This window comes from Streptomyces sp. SID14515 (assembly GCF_010548505.1).
GTDB lineage: Bacteria > Actinomycetota > Actinomycetes > Streptomycetales > Streptomycetaceae > Streptomyces > Streptomyces caviscabies.
In genome coordinates this window covers 104,264-125,558 of sequence record NZ_JAAGMH010000081.1, presented here as the reverse complement: position 1 = coordinate 125,558, position 21,295 = coordinate 104,264, and the positions used below count along the sequence as shown (strand labels likewise).

Below are 21,295 nucleotides of genomic sequence, written 5' to 3'. Positions count from 1 at the left end.
CGTGATGCAGTTCCTTCTGGCGTTCATCGTCGTCGCCCCACTCCTCGGCGCCGTCGCGGCCCTGCTCCCCGCCCCGCCCGGGCTCAAGGGGAAGAACCCCGACCAGGCCGTGCTCCGCCACGGCGTGACCGTCACCGGCGCCGTGCTCCTCGCCGCGATCGTCCTGGCCGTCGGCTTCGACCACGACCACCCCGCCACGATGCAGGCGACCACCGACATCAGCTGGATCCCGGCGCTCGACGTCCGCATCCACCTCGGCATCGACGGCATCTCGCTCCCCCTCCTGCTCCTGACCGCGCTGCTGACCTTCCTCTGCGCGCTGTACAGCTATTTCAAGCTGCCCGCGGGCCCTTCGCCGAAGGCCTTCGTCGCCCTCGTCCTCGTCCTGGAGTCCGGCACCCTCGCCACCTTCGCCGTCCTCGACCTGCTGCTCTTCTTCCTCGCCTTCGAGATGGTCCTCATCCCGATGTACTTCCTCATCGCCCGCTGGGGCGGCGGCCAACGGCAGGCGGCCGCCTGGAAGTTCATCCTCTACACGCTGCTCGGCTCGGTCGTCATGCTGCTCGGCCTCCTCCTCATCGGGCTGAAGAGCGGCACCTTCGACATGGTGGCACTCGCCACTGACAACGGCCGGGGCCTCACCACATCCGTGCAGGTCATCGCCGTACTCGCGATCGGTCTCGGCCTCGCCGTGAAGACCCCGATGTGGCCCCTGCACAGCTGGCTCCCCGACGCCCACACCGCCGCCCCCACCGTCGGGTCGGTCCTCCTCGCAGGCGTCCTGCTGAAGATGGGAACGTACGGATTCATCCGGATCCTCCTCCCCATCGCCCCCGACGGCATGCGGACCTTCGCGCCGTACCTCGCCGCGTTCGCCGTCGTCGGCATCGTCTACGGATCCCTCGCCTGCCTGGCCCTGGCCCGTACCGGAGCCAAGGGCGACCTCAAGCGGCTCATCGCCTACTCGTCCGTCGGCCACATGGGCTTCGTCCTGCTCGGCATCGCCACCATGACCCCCACCGGAGTCAACGGCGCGCTCTTCGCCAACATCGCCCACGGCCTCATCACCGGCCTGCTGTTCTTCCTGGTCGGCGCCATCAAGGACCGCTACGGCACCGCCGACCTCGACACCCTCGCCGGAGCGACCGGGGCCGCCCTCTACGGCCGGGCCCCCCGCCTCGGCGCCCTGCTCGCCTTCGCCGCGATCGCCTCGCTCGGGCTGCCCGGACTCGCCGGATTCTGGGGCGAGATGCTCACCCTGTTCGGCGCGTACAGCCCCGCCGAAGGCCTCAGCCGCCCCGCGTTCCGCACCTTCATGGCCATCGGGGCGTTCGGCACCCTGCTCACCGCCGCGTACATGCTCATCGTCGTCCGCCGCGTCTGCATGGGCGAACACACGCCCCACTCCCGGCTGTCGCCCGACGACCGGGCCCCGCGAACGACGGACGGCCCCGACCCGTCCGGAGCCGCCGGAGTCCGACCGGCCACCACCCCGCAGCTCGCCGACATCCGGACGTACGAAGCCGTCGCCTGGACCCCGCTCGCCGCGCTCACCGTCCTCGCCGGTCTCTGGCCCGCCGTCCTCCTCGGCCTCACCGACCCGGCCGTGCAGCAGCTCCTCGCAGGAGGCAAGTCGTGACCGCGGACCTCAGCACCACCCCGGCCCTCCTCGCCACCGCCGCGGGCCCGGCCACCCCCGACATCGGCAATGCGGCCGGAAGCCTCGCCGCGGCCGACGCCCCCAGCCTCGTCCAGTCCATCGACTGGCTCGCCATCGCGCCCCCCACCCTCACCGCACTGGCCGCCCTCGTCGTCCTGGTCGCCGACCTGTTCCTGCCCGCGCACCGCAAGCGGCTCCTCGGCTACGGCGCCCTCACCGCCCTCGCCGCCGCCCTGGCCCTCCTGATCCCCCTGCGCGCAGGGGACCGGGCCACCTTCTGCGTCACCACCAGCACCCAGGCCTGCAGCTACACCGCCGACCACTTCACGCTCGTCATCCAGGCCCTCGTCCTCGGCGGCGCGTTCCTCACGGTCCTGCTCTCGCTCGACGACACCCGCAAACTGCCGGCGGGGGAGTACTGGTTCCTGCTCCTGGCCTCCGCTGCCGGGGCCGCCCTGCTGCCCGCCTCCCGCGACCTCGCCACGCTCGTCGTCGCCCTCGAAGTCGCCTCGCTGCCCGCGTTCGCCCTCGTCGGCATCAAGCGCGGCGACCGGCGCTCCTCCGAGGCCGCCCTGAAGTTCTTCCTCTCCTCCGTCGTCGCCACCGCCGTCATGCTGCTCGGCGTCAGCTTCGTGTACGCGACCACCGGCACCCTGCACCTCACCGAGATCGCCGTCCGCCTCGACGACGTGCCCCCGGTGCTCGACACCCTCGCCAAGACCGGTGTCGCCCTCACGCTCGTCGGCTTCGCCTTCAAGACCGCCGCCGCGCCCTTCCACTTCTGGGTCCCCGACACCTACGTCGGCGCGCCCCTCCCGATCGCCGCCTATCTCTCCGTCGTAGGGAAGGCCGTCGGGTTTTCGGGCCTCATTCTGGTGACCGTCATCGCGTTCCCCTCCTATGCCGACGTCTGGGGGCCCGCACTCGCCGTCCTCGCCGCGCTCACCATGACCGTCGGCAACGTCGCGGCCCTCCGCCAGAACGCCTCCCGCGCCCGCAGCGCCGTCCGCCTCCTCGCCTGGTCCTCCGTCGCCCAGGCCGGCTACCTCCTGGTCCCGATCGCCGCCGCCGCGTACTCCAGCGACGAGCAGATCGGCTCCACGGTGGCGTACGCCCTCATGTACGCCGTCGTGAACCTGGGCGCGTTCGCGGTAGCCGCCCTCGTCGCCCGTACGCACCCCGGCAACCGGCTCTCCGACTACCGGGGCCTGTACGCCACCCGGCCCCTGGCGGCCCTGGCGCTCGGCTTCTTCCTGCTCTGCCTGGCCGGACTGCCGCCGGGCATCATCGGGCTCTTCGCGAAGGTCACCGTCTTCTCCGCGGCGGTCGACGCGGGCCTCGGCTGGCTCGCCGTCGTCATGGCCGTCAACGTGGTGATCGCTCTCTACTACTACCTTCAGTGGACCGCGACCCTCTTCCGTACGCCGGACGGAGCCCCGGACACGGCCGAGCCGGCCACCGGTGACACAGCATCCGCCCCGCCGCGCCGATTCCGGGCCCCCGCCTCTCTCACCACGGCGATCGTCCTCACAGCCGTCGCCGGAATCCTGCTCTCCGGGGTCCCGCAGACCGTCCTGCGCTTCGCCTCCGTGAACCTTTTCTGAGCCCTCCGGGGCCCGCAAGATCGGTTTGCCCACGGCCCCCGCCACAGGGCATGGTCTTGGCTGCATACGTCACGAAAACGGCGTGGACGTGTCAGAGACAAGAGGAGAGAGAGCAGTGCTGAACGGGTTCAAGGACTTCATCCTGCGCGGGAACGTCATCTCCATGGCGATCGGTCTCGCGGTCGGAGCCGCGTTCACCGCCGTCGTCACGGGCTTCAGCAACGCCTTCATCACCCCGCTGATCGGCCTCGCCACCCGGGGCACCGGCGACTTCAGCAAGGCCTCCTTCAAGGTCGACGGCGTCACGTTCCCCTTCGGCCTCTTCATCAGCGCCGCCATCGCCTTCCTGATCACCGCCGCGGTCCTCTACTTCTGCGTCGTGGTCCCCATGGCCAAGGTGCAGGACCGCTTCGCCAAGGAAGAGGCCGTCGACATCAAGGCCGCCCTCCGCGACTGCCCGCGCTGCTTCAGCCAGATTCCCGCCGTCGCCTCCCGCTGCGGCCACTGCACCAGCGAGGTCGAGCCCGACTCCGAGGCACTCTCCCTCGCTAAGCTCCCCGCACAGCAGCACTGACCGAGCAGCGGTACCGCACCTCCGCATCACCCCGCACCATCAGGACGGTCCGCCGCCACCCGTACGGCCCAGCGCCACTCCGTACGGGCCCGGGGGGCCGACCGGTGCGAACACGCGGCACGACCCCCGCCCTCCGGCCGCAAGCACAAGGGAACTAGCTCCTCTCGCCTGGCGTTGACCAGTACAGGAGGCTCCACTGGGGAGTGGAGCACCACCATGCAAAGGGTTCCCCTGCTGCACCACTTGGAGGGCGTACCGTGCACCGCCGGCACAACGGGCTGAAGACCGCCGTACTCCTCGGGGGACTGTCCGCACTCATCATCGTCATCGGCAGTTTCTTCGGACGTACGGGCCTCGTCGTCGCGCTCCTCGTAGCCGTCGGCACCAATGCCTACGCGTACTGGAACAGCGACAAGCTCGCCCTGCGGGCCATGCGCGCCCGCCCCGTCAGCGAATTCGAGGCGCCGCGGCTCTACCGCACCGTCCGCGAGCTCTCCACGGCGGCCCGTCAGCCCATGCCGCGCCTCTACATCTCCCCGACGCAGGCGCCCAACGCGTTCGCCACCGGCCGCAATCCGCGCAACGCCGCCGTCTGCTGCACCGAGGGCATCCTCCAGATCCTCGACGAACGCGAGCTGCGCGGCGTCCTCGGCCACGAGCTCAGCCATGTCTACAACCGGGACATCCTCATCTCGTCCGTCGCCGGAGCGCTGGCCTCCGTCGTGATGTTCCTGGTCAACTTCGCCTGGCTCATCCCGGTGGGCCGCTCCAACGACGACGAGGGCCCCGGTCTCCTCGGCATGCTCCTGATCATGATCCTTGGGCCGCTCGCCGCGTCCGTCATCCAGCTCGCCGTCAGCCGCTCCCGCGAGTACGAGGCCGACGCCTCCGGGGCCCAGCTCACCGGCGACCCACTGGCTCTCGCCAGTGCGCTGCGCAAGCTCGACGCCGGTACGAAACAGCTCCCGCTGCCGCCCGAGCCGAGGATCGAGACCGCGAGCCACATGATGATCGCGAATCCCTTCCGTCCCGGCCAGGGGATGGCGAAAATGTTCTCCACCCACCCGCCGATGGCGGAGCGCATCGCCCGACTAGAACAGATGGCAGGTCATCGCCCGTGAAAACCATCCTGAACGTCATCTGGCTGATCCTCTGCGGATTCTGGATGTTCCTCGGCTACTTGCTCGCGGGCGTCCTGCTCTGCATCACCATCATCGGCATCCCGTTCGGCGTGGCCGCCTTCAGAATCGGCGTCTACGCCCTCTGGCCGTTCGGCTACACCGTCGTCGACCGCCGGGACGCCGGTTCGCCCTCCTGCGTGGGCAACGTCCTCTGGCTGGTCCTCGCCGGATGGTGGCTCGCCCTCGGCCACATCACCACCGGCATCGCGCTGTGCATCACGATCATCGGCATCCCCCTGGGCATCGCCAACTTCAAGCTGATCCCGGTCTCCCTCCTGCCCTTCGGCAAGGAGATCGTCCCCACGGACCAGCCCTTCGCCACCCGCTAGCCCGCCGAGTCCGGCGAACGCGAGAGCAACCGAACACCTGCCCACCGCGTCTTGGATTCCAAGACGAAACAAGGGGTAGGTGCAGCGACATGGGCATCATCAGTTGGATCATTCTCGGCCTGCTCGCCGGCCTCATAGCCAAGATCCTCCTCCCGGGACGTGACCCGGGCGGCATCATCGGCACCACTCTCATCGGCGTCGCCGGGGCCTTCGTCGGCGGCTGGCTCTCCAGCCAGTTCCTCGACCGGCCCATCAGCAACGACTTCTACGACACCGCGACCTGGATCGCCGCCATCGCCGGCTCCCTGGTCCTGCTGATCGCCTACCGGCTGCTGTTCGGCCACTCCCGCAACCGCCGCTGACCGTCGGCGCCCGGGCCCCTCTCCTACGCGTCCGGTGAAGCCATCCCGGTCTCCCGCAACGTCAGGTTCAACCGGCCGGCCCGCAGCCCCGCTGCCGGGTCGGCCGTTCCCGCGTACACCTTCGGCACCCCGTGGAACGCGAAACGCGACGGCCCGCCGAAGACGAACAGATCCCCGGACGCCAACTCCACATCCGTGTACGGCTGCCCGCGTCCCTCCGTGTTCCCGAAGCGGAACGCGCACCTCGCCCCGATGCTCAACGACACCACAGGAGCACCCGACCGCTCCTCCTTGTCCTGATGCATGCCCATCCGCGCCGTTTCGTCGTAGAAGTTGATCAGCGCGGTATCCGGGGCGAACGCCGCCGCCGCACTCTCGTCGCCGTACGCCTCGGCCACCGCCGCCCGCCCCAGGTCGCCCAGCCACTCCGGGAACGCGGCCACCCGGGCGCCGTTCACATCGTCCGCGGTACGCGCGTACCGGTACGGCTGCCAGTGCCACCCCAGGCACACCGTCCGCACCGACATCACCCCGCCGCCCGGCAGCACGGTGTGCCGCAACGGGACCGGCCCCCGCGCCCACCGACGGCACGCCGCCACCAACTCCGCCCGGCGCTCCACCGGCAGCCACTCCGGCACATGGACGGCCCCCGGCGCGACCACCTGGCGCGGCCGCCGGAACAGACCGTCCGAAGACGGCGGAAGGCAATGGGACGGCGGAAGGTCCGAGGAAGGAGGAAGGTCCGAGGACGACGGATGCTCCTGCGCCACGGCTCAGCCCACCAGTGCTTCGACGCCTTCGAGCCCCAGCAGCAGCTTCTTGCGCTCCAGGCCGCCCGCGTACCCCCGCAGCGCCCCGTCCGCCCCGATCACCCGGTGGCACGGCCGCACGACCAGCAGCGGATTGCGCCCGATCGCCGTGCCCACCGCCCGCACCCCCGCGCCCGAGGCCCCGACCTGTGCCGCGACCTGCCCGTACGACACCGTGCTCCCGTACGGGATCGACTCCAGCACCGCCCAGACCCGCCGCTGGAACTCCGTACCCACGCCCTCGGCCACCGGCACGTCGAACCGCGTCGAGCGCCCCGCGAAATAGGCCTCCAGCTGCCTGGTGACCTCCGCGAACGCGTCGGGAGCGGGCCGCCAGCCGTCCTGGACGACCGCGCCGCCCTTCTGCCCGGGCATCGACAGCGACCGCAACCGGACACCGGCTCCTCCGGCCGAATCCGGCCCCTCCACAGCCGCGTCGCCGACCAGCAGCAACTCGCCCAACGGGCTCTCCACCCGCGCATACACCGTCGTCGTCATGGCCTCTCACTTCCCCGGTCCGTACTGCCAGTCTGCGCTGCTCGCCGTAGTGCCACCGGCGGTATTCGGACATCGCGCCCGCACGCCGGCCGCATGCCCGACTTGATCGTGCGGGAATTATCGAACTATATTCGTGCGAGATATTTCGAACGATGGGGGAGGCTTCATGGCTGCCGCAAGGGTGTACCAGCACCCGGAGACGTCCGAGATCGCGATGCCCAGGGTGCTGTTCGCACTCAGCGAGCCGCTGCGGCTGGGCATGGTCCGCATGCTCGTCGAGCACGGCGAGGTCGACAGCATCGACCTCGGCCCGGACCTGCCGCGCTCGACGCTGACGCACCACACGAGCCTGCTGCGCGAGTCCGGGATCGTGTTCGTCCGCGCCGAGGGGCGCAAGTGCATGATCCGGCTCCGCGAGGACGACCTGGAAGCCCGGTTCCCCGGCCTGATCCGGACCGTCCTGACCGGCTACCCGGCAGGCGCGGACGACGAGGAGGACGCGTGATCCGCAAGGTGTGGCCCCTGGTCGCCGCCGCCGTCGCGCTCGGTATCGACGCCTACGTCCTCGCCGGCGTGCTGCCGTCGATCGCCGACTCACTGACGACCACCGTCGCGGTGATCGGCCTAGGGGTGACCGCCTTCACCGCCGCCTACGCCGTGGCCGGGCCGCTGCTCTCCGGACGGCTCACCCGTGGCAGTACCGCACGGGCGCTGCTGATCGCGCTCGGTGTGTTCAACCTCGGAAACCTGATCACCGTCGTGGCGCCGGGCGTCGCGTTCTTCCTCGCGTCCCGCGTCGTCGCGGGTGCGGGCGCGGGCATCCTCACGGCGGTCGCGACCGCGACCGCCGCCGCGATGGTCGCCGACCGCGAACGCGGCCGGGCGATGGCGATGGTCACCTTCGGGCTGTCCACCGGGACGGTCGCGGGAGTGCCCGTGGGCATGCTGATCGGGCGGAGCTGGGGCTGGCGCTGGACCATGGCCCTGGTCGTCGCTGTCGGCGTGCTCAGCATGATCGCCCTCGCCGCCCGCGCGCACACCCTGCCGACCCTGCCCGCGACGGGCCGTGCGCCGGTCTTCGGAGTGCTGCGCTCGGGCACGGTCTCCGCCGGGATCGTCGCGGCGTTCCTGCTCGGCGTGGCCAGCCTCGGCCTGTACACCTACCTGCTGCCGATGGCGGACGCCCGAGGCCTTCGGGACTGGGGCTTCGCCCTGGTGTGGGCGTGGGGCGTCGGAGGCGTCACGGGGGCCGCGCTGATCGGCAGGCCCCTGGACCGATACGGCCCCAGGGCACTGCTGTGGGCCCTGCCGACGCTGCTCGCCACGAGCTTCGCAGCAGTCTGGGCCTTCTCCGTCCCTGCTGTGTGGCTGATCGCCGCGGCTGTGTGGGGGGCCGCCGCCTGGGCCAGCGTGCCGACCTTGCAGCAGGCGCTCACCCGGGACCGCCCGGACCGGGCGATGGCGGTCATCGCCTTCCAGATGGCCGCCATGTACCTCGGGTCCGCCGCCGGGGCCGCCACGGGAAGCAGCCTCCTGGCGGGCGGAGCGGACTCCGCCGACCTCGCGGGATGGGCGCTGATCCCCACCGGGCTCGCCATCGCTCTGCTCGGCCGGATCGGCGCGAGCGCACGGGCGCTGCCGACCCGTACGCGTACGCCCGTTCACGCCCCGGCGGGCGATGACACAACGAGAGCCGCCGTCGAGGTCGGCCTCGACGATGCGCCCCCGTTGTGCCCCGGGCGGCCTGCCTGACAACGCCGTTGCGGGTCAGGCCGGTTGACTGCGGCTATTGCCGGCGACCAACCCGATGTCTACCGGTAGTTCACGAACTGCACCGCGAAGTCGAAGTCCTGACCCTTCAACAGCGCCTGGACGGCCTGCAGATCGTCCCGGCTCTTCGAGCTGACCCGCAACTCGTCGCCCTGGACCTGCGCCTTGACGCCCTTCGGGCCCTCGTCGCGGATGATCTTCGCCACCTTCTTGGCGTTCTCCTGGGAGATGCCTTCCTCGATCGTGGCGAAGATCTTGTACTCCTTGCCGGAGAGCTGCGGTTCACCGGCGTCCAGCGACTTCAGCGAGATACCGCGCTTGATCAGCTTGGACTGGAAGATGTCGAGGATGGCCTTGACGCGCTCCTCGCCGTTCGCCTCCATCAGAATCTTCTCGCCCGACCACGAGATCGAGGCGCCCGTGCCCTTGAAGTCGTAACGCTGGGAGATCTCCTTGGCGGCCTGGTTGAGGGCGTTGTCGACCTCCTGCCGCTCGACCTTCGAGACGATGTCGAAACTGGAGTCGGCCATGACGTGTGGCTCCTTGCGTCGAATGCTGGGATACAGCTGCTGGGGATACAGCCCAAAGCCTAGCCACCGCCACACCCTCCGGTCGCTGATCAATGAGGTGGCGGAGCACCCCTGGCCATCAGGTATTGTTTACGTCGTCGCCAAGGAGCTCACCACGAGATCCAACGCGTCGTTCGAGGCGGTGTGCCCGAGTGGCCAAAGGGAGCAGACTGTAAATCTGCCGGCTCAGCCTACCCAGGTTCGAACCCTGGCGCCGCCACGCGAACGAAGCCCCCGACCAGTCTTCTGGTCGGGGGCTTCCTCGTTGTCCGGGCGGCGTTCTCGGCACGGAGTCCCGGTGCGGATCAGTTGCCCGCGACGTCCTTCACGGCCACCGTCACCGGCACGTTCCCGGAGATCGCCTCCAGGGTGAGGCCCGCCGTCGCCGGGGTGTCCAGCAGCTCCAGCAGCGTGGCCGCCACATCGTCGCGGGGGATCGGACCACGACCCGTCGAGGCGGCCAGCAGGACCTGCCCGGTGCCCGCGTCGTTGGTCAGCATGCCGGGGCGCAGGATCGTCCAGTCCAGCGCGGTACGGGAGCGTACGTCGGCGTCGGCGGCGCCCTTGGCCCGGAGGTACACGTCGAAGACCTCGTCGCCGGGGTGGTCGGGGTCGGCGCCCATCGAGGAGACGACGAGATAGCGGCGGACGCCCGCCGCCTCGGCCGCGTCGGCGAACAGCACGGCCGCGTCGCGGTCGACGGTGTCCTTGCGGGCGGTACCGCTGTTCGGCCCCGCGCCCGCCGCGAAGACGGCCGCGTCCGCGCCGCGCAACACCTCCGCGGTCTGCTCCACGGTGGCCGATTCGAGGTCCAGCACGGCGGGTTGGGCGCCGGCTTCGATCAGGTCCTGACTCTGTTGGGGGTTGCGGATGATCCCTACGGCTTCATCCCCGCGTGCGGCGAGCAGCCGCTCCAGCCGCAGTGCGATCTGTCCGTGTCCACCTGCGATGACAATGCGCATACCTCCGACCGTACGCCCGGGGGCGGGCTCCCGCTCAGTTCCTGGGCCCGGAACCGGAGTCGGGTCGTCCCTGGCGCGGAAGGCCGCCGAGGCCCGCGGTGGCGTCGGCGTCGGAGTCGCAGTACTCACGCACGGCGCTGGTGCGGGCGACGATCCGGCCGCGGTGGATGACGATGCGGCTGTAGGCGAGGGAGAGCACCGCCGAGAGCCGTTCGCCCCGTACGGCGAGGAGTTCGGCGGGGAAGCCCGCCTCGACGCGTACGTCGGGAAGGCCGAGGGCCGCGCGCGCGGTCGTAGAGACCAGGGCGTACGCCTGTTCGGCGCGTAGCCCGGCCTGCGAGGCGAGGAGGTAGGCGGCTTCGAGCGGATCGCCGCGGCCGACCGGATTGGCCGTGTCCCGCAACGCGCCGCTGCCCGCCGCGACGCGCACGCCGGCGGAGCGCAGCAGGCGTACGGGGGCGGTCGTACGGCGCTCCGCACCGGCGCAGCCGCCCTGGGGCAGGCAGACCACGGTGATCCCGGCGGCGGCCAGCCGGTCGGCGGCGCGGGTCGCGGCGTCCAGGGGCAGATGCGCCAGACCGGCACACGGGCCGAGGGTGACACCGGGGCGCAGGCCGGCGGCCATCGCGGCGAGCCGGGCCAGCCGGGCGGGATCGTCGCCGTCGGTGTGCAGGTCCACGGGGCAGCCGTGCTCGGCGGCGATCTCCAGGACGGCCTCGGTGTAGCCCGTGGGGTCCGGATCGAGGTCGGGGCAGCCGCCGACGGCGGCCGCGCCCATCTTCACCGCGTCCCTGAGCATCGCGAGGCTGTCCGCCCCGGCGACGCCGGTGAGGAGCCGGGGGACCGCGACGGGCATGACATCGGCGAGGCCGCGCAGGGCGCGCCGGGTCTGCAGGACGGCTTCGAGCGGGACGAGCCCCTGGACGTCGCCGACGCGGACGTGGGTGCGCAGGGCGGTGGCCCCGTGGCCGAGCTGGAGGAGCGCGGCCTCGGTGGCGCGGCGCTGGATGTCCTCGGCGCGGTGGGAGGCCGGGCCCGGGCTGTCGGGGCCCGCGCTGTCCGCCGTGAGAGCGGTGTCGCTGTGGGCGTGGGGTTCGGCCGGGGCGGGGAGCAGGAGATAGCCGCGGAGGTCGATGCGGGGGCCGCGGGCGGTGAGGCTGCCCGCGGTGCCGACGGCCTCGATCCGGCTGCCGCTCAGGCGTACGTCGACGGCTCGGCCGTCGGCGAGGCGGGCGCCGCTGAGGACGAGGGCGGGGGTGTCGGCGGTGGTGGCTGCGTCGGCGCTGTCGGGCGCGTTGTCGTCGGGCCGCCGTGGCTGGCTGTCAGGCATCGCGCTCCTGGGAGGGGTGCAAGATCACACGGAGTGACCACACCCTAGGGGCGTGCGGGGGCGGCTTCCGGGAGGAGCGGAATAGTCGTACCGGTGCGCCTGCGCTGTCGGCCGGCCGGGCCCGGCCCCGAGTCGGACTCGGCCTGGATCAAGGCCTGATCAGGGGGTGTGGGCGGCCCCGGGCAGAGGGTCGGAGCGTGCGGAACAAACGGATTTGGGCAACCGGCGGGGGACCGTGTAATGTCTTCATCGCTCGCCCCAATAGCTCAGTCGGTAGAGCGTCTCCATGGTAAGGAGAAGGTCTGCGGTTCGATTCCGCATTGGGGCTCTGGTGATCGGGAAACCCCGCTTCGGCGGGGGGACTCATTCATCAAAGCGGTGTAGCTCAGTCGGTAGAGCAAGCGGCTCATAATCGCTGTGTCACCGGTTCAAGTCCGGTCACCGCTACTAACGGTAGCCGATGGTTGGGTCGGTCCTTCGATCGGCTACCCTTTCATGCGTTCATCCGTCCATCGTCCGTCCAAGGAGCACTCACGTGGCTGCCACCGACGTCCGCCCGAAGATCACGCTGGCCTGCGTGGAGTGCAAGGAGCGGAACTACATCACCAAGAAGAACCGGCGTAACAACCCGGACCGTCTTGAGATGAAGAAGCACTGCCCGCGCTGCAACTCGCACACCGCGCACCGCGAAACGCGCTGAATCAGGCTCGTACACGAGGCCGTCCCCTCTGGGGGCGGCCTCGTGTCGTTGTGTTCGTCTTTCACCAGGTTTCTCAGGAGGTAGCGAGCTCATGGCGCTCGACCAGTCCTTCGTGGGGCGGACCTATCCGCCCACTCCGGCGTACGAGGTCGGCCGGGAGAAGATCCGCGAGTTCGCCGAGGCGGTGGGCGACACCCACCCGGCGTACGTCGACGCGGAGGCCGCCCGTGCACTCGGTCACGCCGATGTGATCGCGCCGCCCACCTTCGTCTTCTCGATCACCTTCCGGGCCGCCGGAGAGGTGGTGCAGGACCCGCAGCTGGGCCTGGACTACAGCCGGGTGGTGCACGGGGACCAGAAGTTCTCCTACGTGCGTCCGGTGCGGGCGGGGGACCGGCTGACGGTCACCTCGACGATCGAGGCGATCAAGTCCCTCGCGGGCAACGACATCCTGGACATCCGCGGGGATGTGCACGACGAGGCCGGCGAGCTGGTGGTCACGGCGTTGACGAAGCTGGTGGCGCGCGCCGCCGAGGAGGCGTGATGACGGCGAAGGTCTCTTACGGGTCGGTCGAGGTCGGCACCGAACTGCCGGCGCAGACGTTCCCGGTGACGCGGGCCACGCTCGTGCGGTACGCGGGCGCCTCGGGTGACTTCAACCCCATCCACTGGAACGAGAAGTTCGCGCGCGAGGTCGGGCTGCCGGATGTGATCGCGCACGGCATGTTCACGATGGCCGAGGCGATCCGGGTGGTCACGGACTGGGCCGGCGACCCGGGCGCGGTCGTCGACTACGGGGTGCGTTTCACCAAGCCGGTCGTCGTGCCCAACGACGACAAGGGCGCGCTGATCGAGGTCAGCGGCAAGGTCGCGGCGAAGCTGGACGACAACCTGGTCCGGGTGGACCTGGTCGCCGTGTGCGACGGCAAGAAGGTGCTGGGCATGTCCCGGGCCGTGGTCCGGCTCGCCTGAGACGTACCGGCGCGTCGGCCGGAGCCGGTGGCCGCCCGAGCCCCCGACCCCGGCGTACGGTCCGTGGCCCCGCACCAGCGGCCGGGCCACGGACCGTACTCTTGTCCCCGTGCAGGAACTCCACGACGCCCCCCTCGCCCCCCTGACCACCTTCCGGCTCGGCGGCCCCGCCGCCCGGCTGCTGACCGCCACGACCGACGCCGAGGTGGTCGCCGCCGTACGCGAGGCCGACGCGAGCGGCACCCCGCTGCTGGTGATCGGCGGCGGCTCCAACCTGGTCATCGGCGACAAGGGCTTCGACGGCACCGCCCTGCGCATCGCCACCAAGGGCTTCGCGCTCTCGGGTACGTCCCTGGAGCTGGCGGCCGGTGAGGTGTGGACCGACGCCGTCGCCCGGACCGTCGAGGCGGGTCTCGCGGGCATCGAGTGCCTGGCCGGCATCCCCGGCTCCGCCGGCGCGACGCCCATCCAGAACGTCGGCGCGTACGGACAGGAGGTGTCCACCACCATCACGGAGGTCGTCGCCTACGACCGGCGCACCGAGGAGACGGTGACGATTCCGAACGCGGAGTGCGCGTTCTCGTACCGCCACAGTCGCTTCAAGGCCGAACCCGACCGCTTCGTGGTGCTGCGTGTCCGATTCGAGCTGGAAGAGGCCGCCGGGCTCTCCGCGCCCCTCAAGTACCCCGAAACGGCCAGGGCCATGGGCGTCGAGCAGGGCGACCGCGTACCGCTGGAGGCCGCCCGCGAGACCGTGCTGCGGCTGCGGGCCGGCAAGGGCATGGTGCTGGACCCGGAGGACCACGACACCTGGTCGGCGGGGTCCTTCTTCACCAACCCGATCCTCGAACCGGCCGCGTTCCAGGACTTCCTCACCCGGGTCGGCGAGCGCCTCGGCCCGGACGTGACACCCCCCGCCTTCCCCGCCGAGGACGGCCGCACCAAGACCTCGGCGGCCTGGCTGATCGACCGGGCCGGATTCACCAAGGGCTACGGCAGCGGCCCCGCCCGGATCTCCACCAAGCACACCCTGGCCCTCACCAACCGGGGCGCGGCCACCACCGAGGACCTCCTCGCCCTGGCCCGCGAGGTCGTCGCCGGGGTGCACGAGGCCTTCGGCGTCACCCTGGTCAACGAGCCGGTGACGGTCGGCGTCAGCCTCTAGGACGTACGCGGCCGGCCTCCGGGAACGTACGTACGCGGTCAGTACGCGACGCCCACGCCCTGCTGCACGGCCGCCGGGTCGTCGATCAGCGCGAGCATCGCGTGCGCCACGTCCGCCCGGGAGATGGACCGGCCGCTGCGCGGCGTACCGCCCACGACCTTCCGGTAGACGCCCGTGCACGGCCCGTCCGTCAGCTTCGGCGGCCGCACCGACGTCCAGTCCGTGGCACTGCGGGCCAACGCCGCCTCCATCCGGGCGAGATCGGCGTACAGCTCCGCCAGGATCGCCCCGATCGCCCGCCGCATCAGCCGGTCGACCAGTGGATCGTCCGCCGGCTCCGGCCCGACCGGCGCCGCGCTCACCACGAGCAGCCGCCGGACGCCCTCGGCCTCCATCGCCGACACGATCTGCCCGGTCAACCGCTCGGCGACGCCGTTCGCCTTCCGGCCGCGCGCGCCCAGCCCCGAGAGCACCGCGTCCCGCCCCGCCACCGCCGCCCGCACCGCCGCCGGATCGTCCAGCCGCACGACGGCGTGCAGCGCCGCGCGGTCCAGCGACTCCGGGAGCCGGTCCGGGTCACGGACCACGGCCGTCACCTCGTGGCCCGCCGCCAGCGCCTGCCCCACGACCTCCCGACCGATGCCGCCGGTCGCCCCGAACACGGTGATCCTCATAGCGCGCCCCCTGGTGGGTGAGTGTTCACTAACCTCTAGAATGGGTGGCTTCCCGCCCGGGCGTCAAGATCTCCGGGTCACCGCCGGTTGGAGCACCCATGGACCAGAAGCCCGCCCGCGTCCGGATCGTCGACGCGGCGCACGAGCTGATGCTCTCCATCGGCCTCGCCCGGACCACCACCAAGGAGATCGCCAAGGCGGCCGGCTGCTCGGAAGCGGCGCTCTACAAGTACTTCTCCGGCAAGGAGGACCTGTTCGTCACCGTCCTCGCGGAGCGGCTGCCCCGGCTCGGAAACCTGCTCGGCGAACTGAACGCGGGCGAGGGCACCGTCGAGGGCAACCTCACCGAGATCGCCCGGGTGGCCGCCCTGTTCTACGAGCAGACCTTCCCCATGGCCGCGTCCCTCTACGCCGAACCCCGGCTCAAGCGCCGCCACGAGCAGGGCGTGGGCGGGCTGGAAGCCGGGCCCCACCTGCCGATCCGCCAACTCGACGGCTATCTGCGCGCCGAACAGGACGCGGGCCGCATCCGGGCCGACGCGGACACCTACGCCGCCGCCTCCCTGCTGATGGGCGCCTGCGCCCAACGCGCCTTCGCCTACGCCTCGCTTCCCGGCGGTACGCCCCCGCAGTCCCTGGACGACTTCGCCGCCTCCATCGCCCGCACCCTGCTGGGCGGAATCAGCTAGCCAGCCAGTCGTCGATCCCGGACAGCAGCTTCTCCCGTACGTCCACGGGGGCCGCCGAGCCGCGCACCGACTGGCGGGCCAGCTCGGCCAGCTCCTCGTCGGTGAAGTCGTGGTGCCGGCGCACCAGCTCGTACTGGGCGGCCAGCCGCGAACCGAACAGCAGCGGGTCGTCCGCCCCCAGCGCCATCGGCACCCCCGCGTCGAACAGAGTGCGCAGGGGGACGTCGGCGGGCTTCTCGTAGACGCCGAGCGCCACATTGGACGACGGGCAGACCTCGCAGGTGACTCCGCGCTCGGCGAGCTTGCGCAGCAGCCGGGGGTCCTCGGCGGCCCGGACGCCGTGGCCGATGCGCGAGGCGTCCAGGTCGTCGAGACAGTCGCGCACGCTGGAGGGCCCCGACAGCTCCCCGCCGTGCGGAGCCGCCAGCAGACCGCCCTCGCGGGCGATGGCGAAGGCCCGGTCGAAGTCGCGCGCCATCCCGCGCCGCTCGTCGTTGGAGAGCCCGAAGCCGACGACGCCCCGGTCCGCGTACCGCACGGCGAGCCGGGCCAGGGTGCGGGCGTCCAGCGGGTGCTTCATCCGGTTGGCGGCGATCACCACGCGCATGCCCAGGCCGGTGTCCCGGGCGGCGCTGTCCACGGCGTCGAGGATGATCTCGATGGCCGGGATCAGCCCGCCGAGCAGCGGGGCGTACGAGGTGGGGTCGACCTGGATCTCCAGCCAGCCGGAGCCGTCCGCCACGTCCTCCTGGGCGCTCTCGCGCACCAGGCGGTGGATGTCCTCCGGGGACCGCAGGCACGACCGGGCGATGTCGTAGAGCCGCTGGAAACGGAACCAGCCGCGCTCGTCGGTCGCCCGCAGCTTCGGCGGTTCTCCACCGGTCAGGGCGTCCGGGAGATGGACCCCGTACTTGTCGGCGAGTTCGAGCAGGGTGGTGGGCCGCATCGACCCGGTGAAGTGCAGGTGCAGGTGGGCCTTGGGCAACAGACGTACATCACGCTCCATTGGAAGATCCTGCCGCACGGGCGGGCCGGAGCGGTAGCCGCATTCCTCTTTGGAGTGGGGCTGGGACGAAAAGTGCCCCCGGCCGAGGCGGCCGGGGGCACAATTGCGCGGGCTGTCAGGCCTTGGCCTCGCCCAGCAGCTTCTGGATCCGCGAGACGCCCTCGATAAGGTCGTCGTCGCCCAGGGCGTAGGAAAGGCGCAGGTAGCCCGGGGTGCCGAAGGCCTCGCCGGGTACGACGGCGACCTCGGCCTCGTCCAGGATCAGGGCGGCCAGCTCGACCGTGGTGGCCGGGCGCTTGCCGCGGATCTCCTTGCCGAGCAGGTCCTTCACCGTCGGGTAGGCGTAGAACGCGCCCTCGGGCTCCGGGCAGAACACGCCGTCGATCTCGTTGAGCATCCGCACGATGAGCTTGCGGCGGCGGTCGAAGGCGGTGCGCATCTCGGCGACGGCGTCCAGCGGGCCGGAGACCGCGGCGAGCGCGGCGACCTGGGCGACGTTGGAGACGTTGGAGGTGGCGTGCGACTGGAGGTTGGTCGCGGCCTTCACGACGTCCTTCGGGCCGATGATCCAGCCCACCCGCCAGCCGGTCATCGCGTACGTCTTGGCGACGCCGTTGACGACGATGCACTTGTCGCGCAGCTCGGGGACGATCGCCGGGAGCGAGGTGAACGTGGCGTCGCCGTAGACGAGGTGCTCGTAGATCTCGTCGGTGAGCACCCACAGACCGTGCTCGACGGCCCAGCGGCCGATGGCCTCGGCGTCGGCCTCGCTGTAGACGGCGCCGGTCGGGTTGGACGGCGAGACGAAGAGGACGACCTTGGTCTTCTCGGTGCGCGCAGCCTCCAGCTGCTCGACGGAGACCCGGTAGCCGGTGGTCTCGTCGGCGACGACCTCGACCGGGACACCGCCCGCGAGCCGGATCGACTCGGGGTAGGTGGTCCAGTACGGGGCGGGGACGATGACCTCGTCGCCCGGGTCGAGGATCGCGGCGAAGGCCTCGTAGATGGCCTGCTTGCCGCCGTTGGTGACCAGGATCTGGCTGGCGTCGACCTCGTAGCCGGAGTCGCGCAGCGTCTTCTCTGCGATGGCGGCCTTGAGCTCGGGGAGCCCGCCGGCCGGGGTGTAGCGGTGGTACTTCGGGTTGCGGCACGCCTCGACCGCGGCGTCGACGATGTAGTCGGGCGTCGGGAAGTCGGGCTCGCCGGCCCCGAAGCCGATCACCGGACGCCCGGCGGCCTTGAGGGCCTTGGCCTTGGCGTCGACGGCGAGGGTCGCGGACTCGGAGATCGCACCGATGCGGGCGGAAACCCGGCGCTCGGACGGTGAAGTTGCAGCGCTCATGGCCCCATGCTCCCAGACCGCAAAAGCCGTCGGCACAGGGGTTTCAGGGACCGGACAGGACCCGGACAGCATCCGGACAGGACCGGTCGGTAGTTGTCTGTTCGACGCGGCGGCCCTGAACACGTACACTCACCTGTCGTTGGCCTTCACCAGCCGCACCGTTCCTGCACCCGGTCACCGGGAAAGATGCGGTAGGTTGGTGGAAACCACAAAGGGTCGTAGCTCAATTGGTAGAGCACTGGTCTCCAAAACCAGCGGTTGGGGGTTCAAGTCCCTCCGGCCCTGCTACACACTCCTTCGCCAGGATGTGTGCGCATGTACGTACTTCATTGCACAGCCGTGCGGCTCCACCGGGCGCGGCACGGCCACGACCCGGAATCAGGTGAGTAGCGTGACGGACGCCGTGGGCTCCATCGACATGCCTGATGCTGAGGATGAAGCTCCCGAGTCGAAGAAGAAGACTCGGAAGGGCGGTAAGCGCGGCAAGAAGGGCCCTCTGGGTCGGCTCGCGCTGTTCTACCGCCAGATCGTCGCCGAACTCCGTAAGGTTGTCTGGCCGACGCGCAGCCAGCTGACGACGTACACCTCCGTGGTGATCGTGTTCGTCGTCGTCATGATCGGTCTTGTTACCGTTCTCGACATGGGCTTCGCCCGGGTCATCAAGTACGTCTTCGGCTGATCTCGCGGAAGGCGTCCGACCCGGCGCCCCTTTCGCACGTTCCACCCTTTGTATCCAGGAAGAAGCAGCCATCGTGTCTGACCCGAACCTGAACGACGCCGTCGAGCCCGAGGCTGGCGCCTTCGAGTCCGCCAAGGACGAGCTCGACATCGTTGAGGCTGCTGACTCCGTGGACCCGGACCAGGCCGAGGCCGCCGACCTCGCCGCGGGCGAGCCCGCCGAGCAGGCCGCTGTGAACGTCGAGGCCGACGAGGTCGACGAAGACGCAGCGGTCGCCGAAGCCGTCGAGGAAGAGGCCGCCGAGGCGGTCGAGGCCGAGGCCGACGACGAGAGCGCCGACGAGGAAGAGGCCGAGCCGGCCGCCCCCGTCGACCCCGTCACCGCCCTGCGCGAGGAGCTCCGCGGTCTCCCCGGCGAGTGGTACGTCATCCACACGTACGCCGGTTACGAGAAGCGCGTGAAGGCCAACCTGGAGCAGCGCGCCGTCTCGCTGAACGTGGAGGAGTTCATCTATCAGGCCGAGGTGCCTGAAGAGGAAATCGTCCAGATCAAGAACGGCGAGCGCAAGAACGTCCGGCAGAACAAGCTCCCCGGCTATGTGCTGGTGCGCATGGACCTGACGAACGAGTCCTGGGGCGTCGTGCGGAACACGCCGGGCGTCACCGGCTTCGTGGGCAACGCCTACGACCCGTACCCGCTGACCCTGGACGAGATCGTCAAGATGCTCGCCCCGGAGGCCGAGGAGAAGGCCGCCCGCGAGGCCGCCGAGGCCGAGGGCAAGCCGGCTCCGTCCCGCAAGGTCGAGGTCCAGGTGCTGGACTTCGAGGTCGGCGACTCGGTCACCGTCACCGACGGCCCGTTCGCCACGCTGCAGGCCACGATCAACGAGATCAACGCCGACTCGAAGAAGGTCAAGGGCCTCGTCGAGATCTTCGGCCGCGAGACCCCGGTCGAGCTCAGCTTCGACCAGATCCAGAAGAACTAGCGCTTCCCGCCGGTTTCTGGACACATGCCTACCCAGCAGGTCAGAGGGGCTTCGCGGCCGCTCTGACCTGCTGGGTTTTTGGTCGCACAGCTATACCCGTTATCGTTGTGCGGTATGCCTCCATCCGGATGACCGGAATTGGCGGCGAAACACTCTCACTAGGACCCGGAGAGAGCAATGCCTCCCAAGAAGAAGAAGGTCACGGGGCTTATCAAGCTCCAGATCAACGCCGGTGCGGCGAACCCGGCCCCGCCGGTCGGCCCCGCGCTCGGTCAGCACGGCGTCAACATCATGGAGTTCTGCAAGGCCTACAACGCCGCGACCGAGTCGCAGCGTGGCATGGTCGTGCCGGTGGAGATCACGGTCTACGAGGACCGCTCCTTCACCTTCATCACGAAGACTCCGCCGGCCGCCAAGCTGATCCTCAAGGCCGCGGGTGTGGACAAGGGCTCCGGCGAGCCGCACAAGACCAAGGTCGCCAAGCTGACGGCTGCCCAGGTCCGCGAGATCGCCACGACGAAGCTCCCCGACCTGAACGCCAATGACCTCGACGCCGCGTCGAAGATCATTGCGGGCACCGCCCGCTCCATGGGCATCACGGTCGAAGGCTGATTCAGCCCCGTAACCCCCAGTGGTAGGACCAAGCGCTGGTCCGCACCACGACTCCACACTCTGAAACCACAGGAGTAGAAGTGAAGCGCAGCAAGAACCTCCGCGCTGCGGACGCCAAGATCGACCGGGAGCGCAACTACGCCCCGCTCGAGGCCGTCCGTCTCGCCAAGGACACCGCCTCCACGAAGTTCGACAGCACCGTCGAGGTCGCCTTTGCCCTGGGTGTCGACCCGCGCAAGGCCGACCAGATGGTCCGCGGCACCGTGAACCTCCCGCACGGCACCGGCAAGACCGCCCGGGTCCTGGTCTTCGCGACCGGTGACCGTGCAGCGGCCGCGGAAGCCGCCGGAGCCGACATCGTCGGCGCCGACGAGCTCATCGACGAGGTGGCGAAGGGCCGTCTGGACTTCGACGCCGTCGTCGCGACCCCGGACCTCATGGGCAAGGTCGGCCGCCTGGGCCGCGTGCTCGGTCCGCGTGGTCTGATGCCGAACCCGAAGACCGGCACCGTCACCCCCGATGTCGTGAAGGCTGTCAACGACATCAAGGGCGGCAAGATCGAGTTCCGCGTCGACAAGCACTCGAACCTGCACTTCATCATCGGCAAGACCTCGTTCGACGAGACCAAGCTGGTGGAGAACTACGCAGCGGCGCTGGACGAGATCCTCCGTCTGAAGCCGTCCGCCGCCAAGGGCCGCTACATCAAGAAGGCCACCCTGGCCACCACGATGGGCCCCGGCATCCCGCTGGACGCCAACCGCACCCGCAACCTCCTCGTCGAGGAGGACCCGGCCGCCGTCTGAGCCACCGTGCTCACCTGGTA

Annotated in this window: 25 protein-coding genes and 4 tRNA genes; 21 read left to right on the top strand and 8 right to left on the bottom strand. The window is 70.4% G+C overall.

Annotation, left to right across the window (positions count from 1 at the left end; all coding sequences use genetic code 11):
• The first annotated feature begins 4 nt into the window (after positions 1–4).
• The 6 genes from G3I54_RS17525 to G3I54_RS17500 all read left to right on the top strand — a co-directional run bounded on the left by G3I54_RS17525 (position 5) and on the right by G3I54_RS17500 (position 5,710).
• Complete coding sequence (locus G3I54_RS17525; protein ID WP_164615826.1) at positions 5–1,639, top strand: NADH-quinone oxidoreductase subunit M; 1,635 nt, start codon at positions 5–7, stop codon at positions 1,637–1,639.
• Positions 1,636–3,264: an NADH-quinone oxidoreductase subunit N gene (locus tag G3I54_RS17520; RefSeq protein WP_164615749.1), complete on the top strand. Its 1,629-nt coding sequence runs from the start codon at positions 1,636–1,638 to the stop codon at positions 3,262–3,264. Before G3I54_RS17525 ends, G3I54_RS17520 begins: the two co-directional genes overlap by 4 nt.
• A 115-nt stretch (positions 3,265–3,379) precedes the next feature.
• Positions 3,380–3,838 carry a large conductance mechanosensitive channel protein MscL gene (gene mscL / locus G3I54_RS17515; protein ID WP_164615747.1) on the top strand — a complete coding sequence of 153 codons (459 nt, stop codon included), beginning with the start codon at positions 3,380–3,382 and terminating at the stop codon, positions 3,836–3,838.
• A gap of 257 nt (positions 3,839–4,095) precedes the next feature.
• The gene (gene htpX, locus G3I54_RS17510; protein ID WP_164615745.1) at positions 4,096–4,959 is read left to right on the top strand and encodes a zinc metalloprotease HtpX; all 864 of its coding nucleotides are present in this window, start codon (positions 4,096–4,098) and stop codon (positions 4,957–4,959) included.
• Positions 4,956–5,348, top strand: coding sequence for a YccF domain-containing protein (locus tag G3I54_RS17505; protein WP_164615743.1), 393 nt, complete (start codon positions 4,956–4,958; stop codon positions 5,346–5,348). The genes htpX and G3I54_RS17505 overlap by 4 nt, the downstream gene beginning before the upstream one ends.
• 89 nt (positions 5,349–5,437) lie before the next feature.
• On the top strand, positions 5,438–5,710 hold the full coding sequence (locus G3I54_RS17500; RefSeq protein WP_164615741.1) for a GlsB/YeaQ/YmgE family stress response membrane protein: 273 nt from the start codon (positions 5,438–5,440) through the stop codon (positions 5,708–5,710).
• A gap of 23 nt (positions 5,711–5,733) precedes the next feature.
• Here the strand turns inward: G3I54_RS17500 and G3I54_RS17495 are convergent, their stop codons facing one another.
• Positions 5,734–6,372: an alpha-ketoglutarate-dependent dioxygenase AlkB gene (locus G3I54_RS17495; RefSeq protein ID WP_343240353.1), complete on the bottom strand. Its 639-nt coding sequence runs from the start codon at positions 6,370–6,372 to the stop codon at positions 5,734–5,736.
• 111 nt (positions 6,373–6,483) lie between these two features.
• Positions 6,484–7,017, bottom strand: coding sequence for a methylated-DNA--[protein]-cysteine S-methyltransferase (locus tag G3I54_RS17490; RefSeq protein WP_164615739.1), 534 nt, complete (start codon positions 7,015–7,017; stop codon positions 6,484–6,486).
• 166 nt (positions 7,018–7,183) lie between these two features.
• On the opposite strand from G3I54_RS17490, the gene G3I54_RS17485 reads away from it, so the two are divergent.
• Positions 7,184–7,522, top strand: coding sequence for a helix-turn-helix transcriptional regulator (locus G3I54_RS17485; RefSeq protein WP_203686520.1), 339 nt, complete (start codon positions 7,184–7,186; stop codon positions 7,520–7,522).
• Complete coding sequence (locus G3I54_RS17480; protein ID WP_164615737.1) at positions 7,519–8,769, top strand: MFS transporter; 1,251 nt, start codon at positions 7,519–7,521, stop codon at positions 8,767–8,769. Before G3I54_RS17485 ends, G3I54_RS17480 begins: the two co-directional genes overlap by 4 nt.
• A 59-nt stretch (positions 8,770–8,828) precedes the next feature.
• Here the strand turns inward: G3I54_RS17480 and G3I54_RS17475 are convergent, their stop codons facing one another.
• The gene (locus G3I54_RS17475; RefSeq protein ID WP_030926258.1) at positions 8,829–9,317 is read right to left on the bottom strand and encodes a YajQ family cyclic di-GMP-binding protein; all 489 of its coding nucleotides are present in this window, start codon (positions 9,315–9,317) and stop codon (positions 8,829–8,831) included.
• A gap of 177 nt (positions 9,318–9,494) precedes the next feature.
• On the opposite strand from G3I54_RS17475, the gene G3I54_RS17470 reads away from it, so the two are divergent.
• A tRNA-Tyr gene (locus tag G3I54_RS17470) sits at positions 9,495–9,576 on the top strand.
• A gap of 85 nt (positions 9,577–9,661) precedes the next feature.
• Here the strand turns inward: G3I54_RS17470 and G3I54_RS17465 are convergent.
• Both G3I54_RS17465 and G3I54_RS17460 read right to left on the bottom strand, forming a co-directional pair.
• Entirely contained in the window at positions 9,662–10,318 is a 657-nt protein-coding gene (locus G3I54_RS17465) for an SDR family oxidoreductase (protein ID WP_164615735.1), read from the bottom strand.
• A 34-nt stretch (positions 10,319–10,352) separates the two neighbouring features.
• Positions 10,353–11,648, bottom strand: coding sequence for an amidohydrolase family protein (locus G3I54_RS17460; RefSeq protein WP_164615733.1), 1,296 nt, complete (start codon positions 11,646–11,648; stop codon positions 10,353–10,355).
• Between the two features lie 255 nt (positions 11,649–11,903).
• On the opposite strand from G3I54_RS17460, the gene G3I54_RS17455 reads away from it, so the two are divergent.
• From G3I54_RS17455 to G3I54_RS17430, 6 genes are all read left to right on the top strand, one after another.
• Positions 11,904–11,976 (top strand) — tRNA-Thr (locus tag G3I54_RS17455).
• A gap of 46 nt (positions 11,977–12,022) precedes the next feature.
• Positions 12,023–12,095: transfer RNA gene (locus G3I54_RS17450), tRNA-Met, on the top strand.
• An 88-nt stretch (positions 12,096–12,183) separates the two neighbouring features.
• Entirely contained in the window at positions 12,184–12,348 is a 165-nt protein-coding gene (gene rpmG / locus G3I54_RS39515; RefSeq protein WP_003956487.1) for a 50S ribosomal protein L33, read from the top strand.
• A gap of 91 nt (positions 12,349–12,439) precedes the next feature.
• Positions 12,440–12,892 (top strand): MaoC family dehydratase N-terminal domain-containing protein, encoded by a 453-nt coding sequence (locus G3I54_RS17440; RefSeq protein WP_164615731.1) that lies wholly within the window; start codon positions 12,440–12,442, stop codon positions 12,890–12,892.
• Positions 12,892–13,320 carry a MaoC family dehydratase gene (locus tag G3I54_RS17435; protein WP_164615729.1) on the top strand — a complete coding sequence of 143 codons (429 nt, stop codon included), beginning with the start codon at positions 12,892–12,894 and terminating at the stop codon, positions 13,318–13,320. Before G3I54_RS17440 ends, G3I54_RS17435 begins: the two co-directional genes overlap by 1 nt.
• Positions 13,321–13,429: 109 nt before the next feature.
• A complete protein-coding gene (locus G3I54_RS17430; RefSeq protein WP_164615727.1) occupies positions 13,430–14,485 on the top strand; it encodes a UDP-N-acetylmuramate dehydrogenase in 1,056 nt (351 codons plus the stop codon).
• Positions 14,486–14,523: 38 nt separating this feature from the next.
• On the opposite strand, the gene G3I54_RS17425 is transcribed toward G3I54_RS17430, so the two are convergent.
• Positions 14,524–15,159, bottom strand: coding sequence for an NAD(P)H-binding protein (locus G3I54_RS17425; protein ID WP_164615725.1), 636 nt, complete (start codon positions 15,157–15,159; stop codon positions 14,524–14,526).
• Positions 15,160–15,257: 98 nt separating this feature from the next.
• Between G3I54_RS17425 and G3I54_RS17420 the strand changes: the two genes are divergently transcribed.
• Positions 15,258–15,848: a TetR/AcrR family transcriptional regulator gene (locus tag G3I54_RS17420; RefSeq protein WP_164615723.1), complete on the top strand. Its 591-nt coding sequence runs from the start codon at positions 15,258–15,260 to the stop codon at positions 15,846–15,848.
• Here G3I54_RS17420 and G3I54_RS17415 read toward each other — a convergent pair.
• Both G3I54_RS17415 and G3I54_RS17410 read right to left on the bottom strand, forming a co-directional pair.
• Positions 15,841–16,854 (bottom strand): adenosine deaminase, encoded by a 1,014-nt coding sequence (locus G3I54_RS17415; protein WP_103511067.1) that lies wholly within the window; start codon positions 16,852–16,854, stop codon positions 15,841–15,843. The genes G3I54_RS17420 and G3I54_RS17415 overlap by 8 nt on opposite strands.
• A gap of 115 nt (positions 16,855–16,969) precedes the next feature.
• Positions 16,970–18,196: a pyridoxal phosphate-dependent aminotransferase gene (locus G3I54_RS17410; protein WP_164615721.1), complete on the bottom strand. Its 1,227-nt coding sequence runs from the start codon at positions 18,194–18,196 to the stop codon at positions 16,970–16,972.
• Positions 18,197–18,408: 212 nt separating this feature from the next.
• Here G3I54_RS17410 and G3I54_RS17405 point away from each other — a divergent pair.
• From G3I54_RS17405 to rplA, 5 genes are all read left to right on the top strand, one after another.
• Positions 18,409–18,481 (top strand) — tRNA-Trp (locus G3I54_RS17405).
• A gap of 106 nt (positions 18,482–18,587) precedes the next feature.
• On the top strand, positions 18,588–18,875 hold the full coding sequence (gene secE / locus G3I54_RS17400; RefSeq protein WP_018960177.1) for a preprotein translocase subunit SecE: 288 nt from the start codon (positions 18,588–18,590) through the stop codon (positions 18,873–18,875).
• Between the two features lie 73 nt (positions 18,876–18,948).
• Positions 18,949–19,860 (top strand): transcription termination/antitermination protein NusG, encoded by a 912-nt coding sequence (nusG, locus tag G3I54_RS17395; RefSeq protein WP_164615719.1) that lies wholly within the window; start codon positions 18,949–18,951, stop codon positions 19,858–19,860.
• A gap of 177 nt (positions 19,861–20,037) precedes the next feature.
• Positions 20,038–20,472, top strand: a complete 435-nt coding sequence (gene rplK / locus G3I54_RS17390; RefSeq protein ID WP_010058817.1) for a 50S ribosomal protein L11 — start codon at positions 20,038–20,040, stop codon at positions 20,470–20,472.
• A gap of 80 nt (positions 20,473–20,552) precedes the next feature.
• Complete coding sequence (gene rplA / locus G3I54_RS17385; protein WP_164615716.1) at positions 20,553–21,275, top strand: 50S ribosomal protein L1; 723 nt, start codon at positions 20,553–20,555, stop codon at positions 21,273–21,275.
• Positions 21,276–21,295 lie beyond the last annotated feature (20 nt).